Origin of the sequence: Sandaracinobacter sp. (assembly GCF_041909755.1) — a bacterium.
Lineage (GTDB): Bacteria > Pseudomonadota > Alphaproteobacteria > Sphingomonadales > Sphingomonadaceae > Sandaracinobacteroides.
Genome location: NZ_JAYRCW010000068.1, coordinates 1 through 13820, shown reverse-complemented (window position 1 = coordinate 13820; position 13820 = coordinate 1). Strand labels below are relative to the sequence as shown.

Genomic DNA, 13820 nt, shown 5'->3' with positions numbered 1-13820 from the left:
AGCTGGGCGTCGCCATCGTCACCGCCGGCCCCGGCTTCACCAACGCCCTGTCTGCCATCGCCAACGCCCGTCTGGATGGCACGCCGATGCTGGTGATCATCGGCGCCCCGCCGCTCAGGGAGCAGGAAACCAACCCGTTGCAGGGCGGCATCGACCAGATCGCCGCCGCCCGGCCGCTCGCGAAATGGGCGCTGTCCATTTCGTCCACGGAACGCATTCCCGATCTCGCGGCACTCGCCATCCGCAAGGCGATGACGGCCCCCTGCGGCCCGGTCGTCCTCGAACTGCCGATCGACGTGCTGCACATGAGCGTGCCCGAAGCCCGCGCCACGCCGCCCGCGGGCGTCAATGTGCGCCCTCATTCCGCCCCGGCCCCGCAAGAGGCCGCCTGCCTCGCCGATCTCGTGCGCGCTGCCAGACGCCCGGTGCTGATCGCCGGGCTGGAGGCCGCGAACGCCCGCACGGCAGAGGCTGTCCGCGCGCTGGCCTCGCGCCTTGCCATTCCCGTTTTCGCCAAGCCGCAGGCGTCAGGCCTGCTGCCCCCCGGCCATCCGTCGGATGGCGGCGCGCCGGGCAGCATCGGCGCCTTCCCGCTGCTGGGCATCGAACAGCCCGATCTCGTCATCCTGCTCGGCGCAAAGATGGGCCTGATGCTGGGCGGCCGGTCCGGCCTCGTCGTGCCGGATGCCGCCCGCCTTGCCCATATCCACAGCGATGCGGCGGAAATCGGCCGCATCCGTGATGTCGATGTGGGGATCGCGGCCGACACCGCCGAAGCGGTCCGGGCGCTGGATGCAGCACTCGGCGCGGACGTGCCCGATTTCTCTGACTGGCGGACCGCCGCCACCTCCGTCCGGGCTGCGATGGCGGCCGCCTTCCCGGAAACCGAAACGGCAGACGCGATCCACCCCTATCATGCCGCACTCGCCGTCGCACAGGCGGCAGGGCCGGATGCCGCCTATGCCTTCGATGGCGGCGAGGCGGCCTCCTGGGGCACCGATGTCGCGCAGGTCACCGCGCCGGGTCGCATCGTCAGCCACGGCTATCTTGGATGCCTCGGCATCGGCCCCGGTTTCGCGATCGGCCTTCAGGCCGCGCATCCCGGCCGACGGGTCATCCACATGACGGGCGATGGCGCCTTCGGCTTCCACCTGCAGGAGCTGGATTCGATGGTGCGCCACGGCCTGCCCATCGTCACGGTCGTGATCAACAACCAGGTCTGGGGCATGTCCATCCATGGCCAGCAGATGATGTTCGGCGGCAACTACAGCGTCATCACCCGGCTGGGCGGCGCGCACTATGCCGACATCGCATCCGCATTCGGCTGCCACGCGGAACGGGTCACGCGCTTTGCGGATATCGCGCCCGCCATGGACCGCGCGCTTGCCGCCAACCGCCCCGCACTGGTGGAAATCATGACGGATCCGGCCATCGTCCACCCCGTCACCGTCTCCATGCTGGGCCAGGTGGAAGAGGGCAGCGCCGACATCATGATCCCCTATTACGAGAATATTCCGGCCTGACCCGATGGCCCTGTCCGCCCGAACACGCGAAGCCCGCCGCCGCCATCTGGTGGATTCGGCCACCGGCCTCATCCGCGACGGCGGCGGGGCGGGATTCTCCATGCTGCAACTGGCGGACCGGGCCGGGGTCAGCCCGGCGACTCCCTACAATCTGCTGGGTTCGAAGTCGGAACTTCTCCGCCTGATCGTGGCAGACGAGTTCAACTCGTTCGTCGCCCGCCTCGGTGGCCTGCCACCCCTCGCGCCGCTGGCACGCCTGCTGGCGGCGGCCGACGCCGTGGTCGTTCATTACTGCGCCGATCAGGCCTTCTATCGCGGCCTCTACCTGTCGGCGGGCGGCGCGGAAGGCGGCGAACTGCGCACGCTGATGCAGCAGCAGGGTCAGCAGCTGTGGCGGCAGATGGTGGAGGCAGCCATCACATCCGGGTGCCTGAAGCCGCTCGTCCCGCCGGATGCCCTTACCGATGCCCTGCTTCGCACCATCGGCGCCGTCACCGAAGCCTGGCTGGCGGACGGGTGGGGGGCCGACCGGTTCGCGGCGGAAATGGCGCTGTCGGCGCGGCTGCTGTTTGCAGGTCTTTCGGCCGAACCCCTGCTGCCCGTTGCACAGCCGCAAAGCGCCATGCCACAGACGGGTTGAAAACTCTCAAGGGAAGGCCGCAGATGCCCGCAATCCGACACCTCCTCATCCTCGGCCTGCTTGCGGCGGGCACCGGGGCCAGCGCGCAGAACGCCAATTTCGGGCCGGGGCCGGTGTTCCGGGATTTCGGCCTGATCGCGATGGTTCCCGGCGCCAGCCGGCCGGGGCCAGACAGCCGCTTCTCCATCGCATTCGACATCAGCGAGCGTGCGGAGCCGGGCAAGATCAATCGCGGCATCAACAGCGCTGCCCGCTTCATCAACATGGCGGTCGCCAGCGGCGTGAAGCCGGAAAACATCCGCCTTGCACTCGTCGTCCACGGCCCGGCGTCGAACGACCTGCTGAATCCGGCCGCCCATGCGGCCCGGCACAAGGGCGCGGCGAACGGCAGCGCGGATGCGATCACCCAGCTGCTGAAGCACAATGTTCGCGTCATCCTGTGCGGGCAAAGCCTCGCGGCCCATGAATTCGATCCGAATGAGCTGCTGCCCGGCGTCGAACTGTCGCTTTCCGCCATGACGGCGCATGCCCAGCTTCAGCAGCAGGGCTATACGCTGAACCCCTTCTGACGGCTCCCCGACTTCGATAGTCCCCACGGCGCGCAACCCGCGATAGGCTGCCCGGCAGGAGAGGGAGAGCGCGCATGCATGACCTGCTGATCCGGGGCGCGACCGTCGTGGACGGCTCTGGCGGGCCGCGTTTCACGGCGGATGTCGCCATCGACGGGGATCGCATCGCAGATGTCGGCCGCATCACCGGCCCAGCCCGGCGGGAGATCGACGCCGACGGCCTGCTGCTGACACCCGGCTGGGTCGATATCCACACCCATTATGACGGCCAGATCAGCTGGTCGTCGCGCGTCGATCCCTCCTCCTCGCTGGGCGCGACCACCGTCGTCACCGGCAATTGCGGCGTCGGCTTCGCCCCCGTCCGCCCGGCCGAGCACGACAGGCTGATCCGGCTGATGGAGGGTGTAGAGGACATTCCCGGCGCGGCGTTGCACGAGGGCCTGTCCTGGGAATGGGAGAGTTTCGCGGACTATATGGATGCGGTGGACAGCCGCCCGCACGACATCGATGTCGCGGTTCAGCTGCCGCACGGTGCGCTGCGCGTCTATGTGATGGGCGAACGCGGCGCCGCCCGTGCGGACGCGACGGCCGCCGAGTGCGCCGCCATGCGCGCCCTCACGGCGGATGCGATCCGGGCCGGGGCCATCGGCTTTTCCACCACCCGCACGATGGTTCACCGCACGGCAGACGGGGATCTGACCCCCACGGTCGGTGCCGCCCGCGCAGAGATGGAGGCGATCGCGCGCGGCATCGCGGACGCCGGTACCGGCGTGATCCAGTGGGTGTCCGACTTCCTCGATCTCGAAGCGGAGTTCGCGCTGATCGAGGATATGACCCGGCTGTCCGGCCGGCCGCTCAGCTTCTCTCTCGTGCAGGCCGATGTCGTGCCGCAGGCGTGGCGGATGCTGCTGGACCGCACCTCGAAAAGCGTGGCGAACGGCCACCCCATCAAGGCGCAGGTGGCTGGTCGCCCGGTCGGCCTGCTTCTCGGGCTCGAAGGCTCGGTGAACCCCTTCGCCAGCCGTCCCTCGTGGAAGGCGATCGCAGACAGGCCGCTGGCGGAAAAGGTCCGGACGCTCCGTGACCCCGCATTCCGCGCCCGCCTGCTGGCGGAGGATCCCTTGCCGGATCACCCCTTCGTCAACTCCGTCGTGGCGATGCCGCACCGCATGTTCCGCGTGGGCGAGCGGATCGATTACGAGCCGCGCGCAGACACCAGCATCGCCGCAGAGGCCGCCGCCACCGGCCGCCCCATCCTCGACCTCGTCTATGATGCCCTGCTGGAGGACGATGGCCGCTCCTTCCTGTTCTTCCCCATGCACAACTATGCCGACGGCGACCTCGAGCCCGTGCGCGAAATGATCCGGCACCCCCACACGCTGCCCGGCCTGTCGGATGGCGGCGCGCATGTCGGCGCCATCTGCGACGTCAGCCTGCCCACCTTCATGCTGACACACTGGTGCCGCGACCGCACGCGCGGCCCCCGGCTGGACCTGGAAGAGGTTGTCCGCCAGCAGACAAGCGCCACGGCGCAGGCTGTCGGCTTCCGGGATCGGGGCATAGTCGCGCCCGGCTATCTTGCCGACCTGAACCTCATCGATTTCCCCAACCTCCAGCTGGGCAGGCCGTGGATGGCGCATGATCTGCCCACGGGTGCGCGGCGGCTGATGCAGGGCGCGACAGGCTATGTCGCCACGCTGAAATCCGGCGCGCCCATTTTCGAACAGGGCACCGCGACCGACGCGCTGCCGGGCCGGCTGGTGCGCGGCGCAACAGAGGCACCGAAGGGAACAGCCCGATGATCAAGCTCAGCTTCTGCCTCCACCGCCTGCCGAACCTCAGCCGGGAGGCGTTCCAGCAATACTGGTTCGATGTGCATGCGCCGCTGGTCCGCTCTGTCGCCGGCGTCCTCAACATCCGCCGCTATGTCCAGTCCCACAGCCTGTCCGATCCGGCGCTCGGCTTCGGCGCACAGGCCCGCGGCTCCGCTGGCCTCGAATATGATGGCGTCGCGGAACTCTGGTGGGATGATCTCGAAAGCCTGATGGCGCCCGGCGCCTCGGAAGAGGGCAGGGCAGCCGGCCTCCTGCTGCTGGAGGACGAGCGCAGGTTCATCGACTTGCCGCGCTCGCCGATCTTCTTCGTGACGGAACGGCAGGTGATCTGACAGGCTTCTGATCGGCCCGTTTTCGACAAATGGCGACTGTCGAAAACTGGCCGGTGGCCTTCGCATTTCGGGCATGACAGTCTGATGTCACCGCCCGGGTTCCTCCGGGCTCCGATTTTGCCAGAGGCCGCCTGGATGCTCCACCTGCAGAATGTCACCCACGTCTATCCCAACGGCACCCGCGCCCTTGATGATGTGACGCTGTCGATCCCCAAGGGCATGTTCGGCCTGCTCGGCCCCAACGGCGCAGGCAAGTCCACGCTGATGCGCACGGTCGCCACGCTTCAGACGCCGACATCCGGCAGCATCCGCTTCGGCGACATCGACGTGATCGCCAATCCAGAGGCTTTGCGCACGCGCCTCGGCTATCTGCCGCAGGATTTCGGCGTCTATCCGCGCGTCTCTGCCTACGACATGCTGGAACATATGTGCGTGCTGAAGGGCATCGCAACGGCGGCCGAACGCAAGGCGACGGTCGAAACGCTCCTCAACCAGACCAACCTCTGGACGGTCCGCAAGAAGGCGATCGCGGGCTTTTCAGGCGGCATGCGCCAGCGCTTCGGCATCGCCCAGGCGCTGATCGGCAACCCCGATCTCATCATCGTCGACGAACCCACCGCCGGGCTGGACCCGGAAGAGCGCAACCGCTTCCTGAACCTGCTGGCGGAAATCGGGGAGAATGTCGTCGTCATCCTCTCCACCCACATCGTGGAGGATGTGGCCGACCTCTGCCCCCGGATGGCGGTGCTGGCCGGCGGACGGATTCAGCTGGAGGGCGCGCCGCACGATCTCATCGAAAAGACGCGCGGCACCGTCTGGGCGAAGGCCATCGCGCGCGACCAGCTCGAAGCCTATTCCGCCAGCCGCGAGCTGATCTCCACGCGCCTGTTCGCCGGGCGCACCATCATCCACATCCTGTCCGAAGGCGATCCGGGCGACGGCTTCGCGCCGGTGGATGGCGGTCTGGAAGACGTCTATTTCGCGACGCTCGCGAAGACCCGCCGCGCCGCGTTCGCGAACGCAGCCTGAGGCCCGCCCATGTTCGCCCACATCGCCGCCTTCGAGCTGCGCTACCAGCTCCGCAACCCGGTCTTCTGGGTCGTCTCCATCCTCTTCTTCCTGCTCACCTTCGGGGCCACCACGATCGAGCAGATTTCGATCGGCTCGGGCGGAAACGTCAACGTCAACAGCCCCTTCGCCATCCTCCAGATCCATCTGGTGCTGTCGATCTTCTTCATGTTCGTGACGACGGCCTTCGTCGCCAACGTGATCGTGCGGGATGATGAATCCGGCTTCGGCCCGATGGTGAAATCCACGCGCGTCACCCGGTTCGACTATCTGATGGCCCGCTTCCTGGGGGCGTTCGTCGCGGCCTCCATCGCGTTTCTGGTGGTGCCCTTCGCCATCTGGCTGGGCAGCTTCATGCCCTGGGTCGATCGGGAAACCGTCGGGTCCAACCTGTTTGCCCATTATGCCTTCGCCTGGGCGTTCATAGCGGTTCCCAACATCCTGCTGACGTCCGCGATCTTCTTCGCCGTCGCCACGCTCACCCGATCGATGATGTACAGCTATCTGGGCGTCGTGGTGTTCCTGGTGATCTATCTGGTGGTCACCGGCATCCTGCGCAGCAAGCCCGAGCTTCGGGATGTCGCCGCCTTCGTCGAGCCCTTCGGCTTCGGCGCCATCGGCAACGCGACCCGCTACTGGACTGCAGCCGAACGCAATGCGCTGATGCCGCCCGTTGACGGCCAGCTGCTGTGGAACCGGCTGATCTGGTTCGGTGTCGCGATGGCGGCGCTCGCCTTTGCCTATGCCCGCTTCTCCTTCAGCGAGAAGGGCGCCTCCCGCCGCTCGCTCGCACGGCAGGCCCGCCGGGCCAAAAAGCTCGCGGCGACCGCGCCGCAGATTGTCTCGTCGCTGCCCGCCGCCCGCCCGCAGCAGGCCTGGTGGCCCCGCCTTGTCGAACGCACCCGCTTTGAAATGGTGCAGGTGTTCAAAAGCCCTGCCTTCATGGTGCTGGTGCTGATCGGCCTGTTCAACGCGGGCGGCTCGCTCTGGTACGCGAACGAGATCTACGGCACGCCCGCGCGCCCGCTCACCTTCGCGCTGATCGAGCTGCTGATCGGCAGCTTCAGCCTCATCCCACTCATCATCGCCATCTATTACGCGGGCGAGCTGGTCTGGCGGGATCGCGATCGCAAGATGCACGAGATCATCGACGCGACCTCGCTGCCCAACTGGGCCTATCTGGTGCCCAAGACGCTGGCCGTCACCGCCGTGCTGTTCGCAACCCTCGTCATCTCGGTGGTCGCCGCCGTCCTCATCCAGCTGATCCGGGGGCAGACGAACATCCAGCTCGGCCAATATGCGCTGTGGTACATCCTGCCCCTCACGGTGGACATGCTGATTCTCGCCGTGCTGGCCGTGTTCGTTCAGGCCCTCAGCCCCAACAAATATGTCGGCTGGGCGATCATGGTGGTCTATCTCGTCTCCACCATCACCCTCACCAACATGGGCTTCGAACACCCGCTCTACCAATATGGCTCCACAGGCCGCGTCCGCTTCTCGGACATGAACGGGGATGACATCGGCGGCGGAAGGGCCTGGTGGCTGCGGTTATACTGGGGCGCATTCGCGCTGATGCTCGCCGTCCTGGCGCACCTGCTGTGGCGGCGCGGAACGGCCGTTTCACTGAAGGCGCGGCTGCAGCGCCTGCCGGCCCGGCTCCGGGGCGTTCCGGGGCTCCTTCTTCTGGGCGGATTGGCCGTCGCCGCCGCCAGCGGGGCCTTCATCTATCACAACACCAACGTGCTGAACGACTATCGCACGCAGGACGATGTGGAGGCCTGGCTCGCCAGCTTCGAACGCACATATCTGAAACATGAAAAGCTGAAGCAGCCGGCCATCCGCGACGTGAAGCTGAACGTCGATCTGCACCCGGCCGACAGGCGGGCCGACATCACGGGCCGCTACAGCCTCGTCAACGACACGGGCGCGCCCGTCACCGATCTTCACGTCCGCTTCTTCAACCGCGACCTTCAGGTGAAATCCCTGTCCGTCGCGGGCGCCAGGCTGCTGTCGGACGATGCGGAACATGGCTACCGCATCTACCGCTTCGAAACGCCGCTTGCGCCGGGCGCCACCACCACGCTCGATTTCCAGACGCGCATCTGGCAACAGGGATTCCCGGCGAGCGGGGACAGCACCGGCATCATCCCGAACGGCAGCTTCCTCAACAATTCCGCTTTCGCGCCGTCGATCGGGATGAACCGATCCGGCCTTCTCAGCGACCGGGTGAAGCGCCGCAAGCAGGGCCTGCCGCCCGAACTGCGCCCGGCAAAGCTGGAGGATCTTTCGGCAACGGATCGCAACTATGTCGGCGACGCCGACTGGATCTCGGCCGATGTCACGGTCACCACAGACGCGGACCAGACCGCGATTGCACCGGGCGACCGGGTCTTCGAAAGCGTGAAGGATGGCCGCCGGACCGCCCGTTTCGTCTCGAAGGGGCCGATCCTGAACGCCTTCTCGATCCAGTCGGCCCGCTATGCGGAAAAGAGCATGGACGCCGACGGTGTGAAGCTGACGGTGTTATACCACCCCGGCCACGACGCCAATGTCGACACCATGCTGAAGGCGATGAAGGAAAGCCTGGATTATTATCGCGCAAACTTCGGACCTTACCAGTTCAATCACGCCCGCATCATCGAATTCCCCGGTTATGAAACCTTCGCCCAGGCCTTTGCGGGCACCATGCCCTATTCGGAATCCATCGGCTTCCTCGCGGACACCTCCGATCCCGAAGCCATCGATTACCCCACCTATGTGACCGCCCATGAAGTTGCCCACCAATATTGGGCGCACCAGATCATCAGCGCAGACATGCAGGGCGGCACAATCTGGGTGGAAACGCTCGCGCAATATTCCGCGCTGATGGTGATGAAAAAGCTCTACGGCGAAGACAAGATCCGCCGGTTCCTGAAGTATGAGCTCGACAATTACCTCAGGAACCGGGGCGGCGAGGTGGTCGAGGAACTGTCCCTCAACCGGGTCGAGAACCAGGGCTATATCCATTACCGCAAGGGCTCGCTGGCGCTCTACCTGCTGGCAGACCGGCTGGGCGAGGACAGGGTGAACGCCATGCTGGCGGACATGCTGAACCGCTACCGCTTCACTGGCCCGCCCTATCTCCGCTCGACGACGCTGGTGGACGGCTTCAAGTCGCTGGCCCGCACGCCGCAGGAACGGCAGCTGGTCGAAGACCTGCTGGAACGGATCACTATCTTCGATCTGAAGGCTTCAGGCGCCACCACCCGCAGGCTGCCCGACGGAAGCTGGGAAACCACGCTCACCGTCTCAACGTCCAAGGCTTATGCCGATGGGAAGGGCAAGGAAACGGTGGCCCCGCTTTCGGATGTGATCGATGTGGGCCTCTTCAGGGCACGGCCGGGGCAGGGCGCCTTCTCGAAGTCCGACGTGATCCGGATGGAGCGCCGCCCTGTCCGCACCGGCGAACAGAAGATCGTGATCATTACGAAGGACAAGCCCGCCTTCGCCGGGATCGACCCCTACAACAAATATGTGGACCGCAATTCCGACGACAATGTGATCGACGTGACCGGCTGAATCCCGGCCGGTCCACCCCCGCCTACATCCGCCGTTCATTTTCTTCCGGCAATGGCCGGGGGATCGGCGGCTCCTCCCGCGTAACCACGGTGTGTCCATGTTCAAGTCCACGGCCGCGAGCGCCGCCTTCACCCTCGTCAGCCTCTCCGTCCCCGCCTCCGCCCAGGATGCGCCGGCGGCGGCCGTTCCCGAACCGCAGTCGGTTCCCGCCACACCGGCGGCCGATGCCGACATGGGGGAGGATATCGTCGTCGTCGCCGGCCGGCCGCGCGGCTCGATCGTTTCCGATGTGCAGCCCGAACTGGTGCTGAACCCGGCCGACATCCGCGCCTATGGCGCCAGCAGCATGGCAGACCTGCTCACCCAGCTGTCACCGCAGACCAGCAGCGGCCGGGGCAGGGGCGGGGAAATGCCTGTGGTGCTGCTGAACGGCCGCCGCATTTCCGGCTTCCAGGAAATCCGCTCGATCCCGCCCGAAGCCATCGTCCGGGTAGAGGTGCTGCCAGAGGAAACCGCGCTCGCCTATGGCTATCGCGCCGATCAGCGGGTTGTGAACTTCGTGCTTCGCCCCCGTTTTCGCGCCACCACTGCAGAGTTCGAGATCGGCGCGCCCACGGCTGGCGGCCGCCACGAAAAGGAAGTCGAAGCCTCCGTCCTGCGCATCAACAATGATGATCGCATCCTCATCGACTTCTCGCTGGATCGCGCGACCTCTCTGCTGGAAAGTGACAGGAACATCCAGCAGACGCCGCCCACGCTTCCCTACGCGCTTGGCGGCAACATCATCTCCACGGTCGAAGGCGGGGAAATCGATCCCGCCCTGTCCGCTCTCGCCGGGCAAACGGTCACGGTCGCCGCAGTTCCCGCCTCCGCCGCCGCCAGCGCCCCCACGCTTGCCGATTTCGCGGCGGGCGCGAACAGCCCCAACAGCACCGATATCGGCCGCTACCGCACCCTGCTTCCTGAAATCGCCGACATCAGCGGCGGCGCCAGCATCACCCGTCCGCTCAGCGGAAAGACGCAGATGACGCTGTCGGCCCGCGTCACAGCCGCAAGCTCGGAAAGCCGCCTCGGGCTCCCCGTCACCGATGTCACGCTTCCCGCCGGCAATCCCTACTCGCCCTTCGCGGCGGATACGCGCCTCGTCGGCTATACGACGGTTCGCGGTCCTCTCGTCCGCGATGCGGACAGCTGGACGGGCCGCCTCGCCGCGGCCTTCAATGGCGATGTGAACGGCTGGCGCTGGTCCGTCACCGCCAGTCACGACCATGATGAATCCCGCACGCTGACAGACAGGTCGCTCGATCTCAGCGAAAGCCAGGCCCGGCTCGATGCGCTGGATCCCGGCTTCAATCCTTTCGCGGAAAACGCGCTGAACGGTCCGCTCAACCGCGATCGCTCCGGCTCCAATTCGGATCGCAGCCTGGTGGAGGCGGTGGCCAACAACCGCATCCTCGATCTGCCGGCGGGCGGCCTTTCCACCAGTTTCAAGCTGGGCCTTGATCATCGCGATCTCGAAACCTTCACCCGGATCGGCGGGCTTGGGCAGGAAACGAACCTGAAACGCACGGAAGGCACCGCGCAGATGAGCGTGGATCTTCCGCTCACCAGCCGTCGCCGCGATGTGGGCGCATTTCTCGGCGACCTCAGCGTCAACGGCAATGTCGAAACCAACCAGCTGTCCGATTTCGGCAATCTCGTCACCTGGGGGGGCGGCATCACCTGGCGCCCCGTCGAAATCGCCCAGTTCATCGCCTCCTACACGTCGGAAGATGGCGCGCCTTCCATCCAGCAGCTGGGCAATCCGCTCGTCACCACGCCCAACGTCCGTGTGTTTGACTATGCCACCGGGCAGACTGTGGAGATCACCCGGATCGACGGCGGCAATCCCGATCTGTCGGCGGATCGCCGGCAGGTCTGGAAATTTGGCGGCCGCCTCAGCCCGATCAAGGACACGGATTTCAGCCTTCAGGCTGATTATGTCCGCACCAAGGTCACCGGCCCGATTTCCGGCTTCCCCACCGCGACGGCCGAAATCGAAGCCGCATTTCCGCAGCGTTTCCTGCGCGACGCGGACGGACAGCTGCTGCTGATCGACAACCGCCCCGTCAACTTCCAGCGCTCCGACAAGTCGGAATTGCGCTGGGGCTTCAACTTCTCGGAACGGCTGGAGCCGACCAAGGCGGAGCGCGCCGCGATGGAACGCCGCCGGGCAGAGCTGGAAAAGCTGCGGGCCGAAGCGCAGGCCAGCGGCAAGCCGATCCCCGGCATTCCGGCCTGGATGCAGCAACGCCCGCAAGGCGCGCCGTCCGGGGCTCCGGCGGGCGGTCCACCGCCCGGCGGCGCGCAGGCGGGCTCCGGCGGGCCACCGCGCGGGCCGATGATGGGCGGCGGCTTCGGGGAAGGGCGCTTCCAGCTTTCGCTGTTCCACACCTGGCGCTTCACCGACACGATCCTGATCCGCGATGGCGTGCCCGAACTGGATCTGCTGAACGGCTCCGCCACGGGCAGCAGCGGCGGCGTTCCGCGCCACCTGCTCGAGGCGCGTGCGGCAATCAACAAGAACGGCCTCGGCGCCCGCCTGACAGCGAACTGGCAAAGCGGCACCGACGTGCTGGTGAACCCCGGCGGCGCACCCGCAGACGAAGATCTGCATTTCTCCAGCCTCACCACGGTCAACCTCAGGCTGTGGGCGGATCTGGGCCAGCGTTTCGATCTGGTGCGCAAGGCCCCCTGGCTGCGCGGCACCCGCATCTCGTTCGGCGTGGACAATCTGTTCGACGACCGGATCGACGTGCGCAGCCGCGCAGGCGACACCCCGCTCAACTACCAGCCCGATCTGATCGATCCGGTCGGCCGTCGCGTCGAACTCTCGATCCGGAAGCTGTTCTTCTAGGCGAAACCCCCTCCCGAAAGGGAGGGGCGCGGTCAGCGCGTCAGCTGCCCAGCGGCGACAGAAGGATCAGCGCCACCGTCGCCAGAAAGACGATGGCCGTCACGATCCGGTCCAGGCCGACGCCTTCGTCGGCATGGGCCTTTTCGGCATGGGCGGCGATATCCACCGGCTGAAGGCGGGAGTCCTTGTCCATGGGCCACAGTCTGGCCCTGCCTCCACCGGCCCGCAAACGAGCATCGCTTGCGAGCGTGATAGCCAGGCTTCAGCGGGGCGGCCTCAGCCCGGCAAGGCAACGCCCCATTCCACCCAGGCTGCGAATTTCGGCGACTTCTCCATATAGCGCCCATGCCGCTCCGGCACATGAAATCCGGCTGCCGTCACGCTGTCCGTCACAGGCCGCGTCAGATGGCAGCCGCCCGCGATCGGCTTCCACACCGGCTCGATCCGCCGTTGCCACTTCTGCACATCGGCATCCGGCGACAGCCCATGTTCCAGGAACAGCAGCCGCCCGCCCGGTTTCAGCACCCGCTTCGCTTCTGCCAGCGCCCGCGCCGGATCCTGCACCGAACACAGGGTGAAGGTGCAAACCACGGTGTCGAACCGCCCGGTCTGGAACGGCAATGCTTCCGCCACGCCCTTCTCCAGGTGGAAAAAGCCCCGGTCCCCGTCGGCCATCCGCTCGGTCGCCAGTTCGATCAGGCCGTCGGACGGGTCAATGCCCGTCACATGCGCCACCCGGTTGCGGTCATAGAGGCCCAGGTTGGCCCCGCCGCCCGCGCCCAGTTCCAGCACGTCGCCGCTGGCCAGCGGCACCACCTCCACCCGCCGCTTCATCACCGGCGGCTGCGAACAGCAGAAACCGATCAGCTTCGGCACCATGTGCCGGTCCCACCATCCACCCATCAATCCATCCTCCCAGGCAAAGCCTAGCCAATCGGCACGGACCGTGCGATGTTCTTTTCGTGGGGGACAGCAGGATAACTTCGATCGACACCGTGCGCGGCTTCGCCGTGCTCGGCATCCTCGTCATGAACATCATCGGCATGGCGTTCGCGGGCGCGGCCTATCTGAACCCGATGTACACCGGCGGCGCCGATCCCCTGAACATCGCGCTCTGGGCAACCGCCTATGTCGCGGTGGACGGCAAGATGCGCGCCCTCTTCGCCATGCTGTTCGGCGCCTCGCTGCTGCTGATGGCCGAAGGCGGCCCGCCCGACAGGGCGACGCCGCGCCATGTCGCGCGGATGGCGGTGCTGTTCCTGTTCGGCATGGTCCACGGGTCGCTGCTCTGGTCGGGGGATATCCTGCTGCCGTTCGCGCTCGCCGGCCTCGCCATCTGGCCGCTCAGGCAGCAGCCCGTCGCCCGGTTGTTCCTGTTCGGCGTGATCGCGCTTGGTCT

The 13820-nt window shown here is 66.6% G+C and carries 11 protein-coding genes; 9 read left to right on the top strand and 2 right to left on the bottom strand.

The features are described from left to right. From ACE3O8_RS09825 to ACE3O8_RS09790, 8 genes are all read left to right on the top strand, one after another. The coding region (locus ACE3O8_RS09825; RefSeq protein ID WP_374389254.1) for a thiamine pyrophosphate-binding protein at positions 1-1523 on the top strand (1523 nt) is incomplete at its 5' end. A 4-nt stretch (positions 1524-1527) separates the two neighbouring features. Then, entirely contained in the window at positions 1528-2163 is a 636-nt protein-coding gene (locus ACE3O8_RS09820) for a TetR/AcrR family transcriptional regulator (RefSeq protein ID WP_374389252.1), read from the top strand. A 23-nt stretch (positions 2164-2186) separates the two neighbouring features. Then, positions 2187-2732: a DsrE family protein gene (locus tag ACE3O8_RS09815; RefSeq protein ID WP_374389250.1), complete on the top strand. Its 546-nt coding sequence runs from the start codon at positions 2187-2189 to the stop codon at positions 2730-2732. A 74-nt stretch (positions 2733-2806) separates the two neighbouring features. Next, a complete protein-coding gene (locus ACE3O8_RS09810; RefSeq protein WP_374389248.1) occupies positions 2807-4534 on the top strand; it encodes an amidohydrolase family protein in 1728 nt (575 codons plus the stop codon). After that, a complete protein-coding gene (locus tag ACE3O8_RS09805; RefSeq protein WP_374389246.1) occupies positions 4531-4899 on the top strand; it encodes an EthD domain-containing protein in 369 nt (122 codons plus the stop codon). Before ACE3O8_RS09810 ends, ACE3O8_RS09805 begins: the two co-directional genes overlap by 4 nt. Positions 4900-5034: 135 nt before the next feature. Continuing rightward, on the top strand, positions 5035-5928 hold the full coding sequence (locus ACE3O8_RS09800; RefSeq protein ID WP_374389244.1) for an ABC transporter ATP-binding protein: 894 nt from the start codon (positions 5035-5037) through the stop codon (positions 5926-5928). 9 nt (positions 5929-5937) lie between these two features. Continuing rightward, positions 5938-9525 (top strand): ABC transporter permease/M1 family aminopeptidase, encoded by a 3588-nt coding sequence (locus tag ACE3O8_RS09795; protein WP_374389242.1) that lies wholly within the window; start codon positions 5938-5940, stop codon positions 9523-9525. Between the two features lie 97 nt (positions 9526-9622). Further along, entirely contained in the window at positions 9623-12421 is a 2799-nt protein-coding gene (locus ACE3O8_RS09790) for a TonB-dependent receptor (RefSeq protein ID WP_374389241.1), read from the top strand. A 40-nt stretch (positions 12422-12461) separates the two neighbouring features. On the opposite strand, the gene ACE3O8_RS09785 is transcribed toward ACE3O8_RS09790, so the two are convergent. Next, positions 12462-12614, bottom strand: a complete 153-nt coding sequence (locus ACE3O8_RS09785; RefSeq protein ID WP_374389239.1) for a hypothetical protein — start codon at positions 12612-12614, stop codon at positions 12462-12464. A gap of 83 nt (positions 12615-12697) precedes the next feature. Further along, the gene (locus ACE3O8_RS09780) at positions 12698-13324 is read right to left on the bottom strand and encodes a class I SAM-dependent methyltransferase (RefSeq protein WP_374389237.1); all 627 of its coding nucleotides are present in this window, start codon (positions 13322-13324) and stop codon (positions 12698-12700) included. Positions 13325-13383: 59 nt separating this feature from the next. On the opposite strand from ACE3O8_RS09780, the gene ACE3O8_RS09775 reads away from it, so the two are divergent. Next, positions 13384-13820, top strand: a 437-nt coding sequence (locus ACE3O8_RS09775) for a DUF418 domain-containing protein (RefSeq protein WP_374389235.1), incomplete at its 3' end; no start/stop codon positions are given.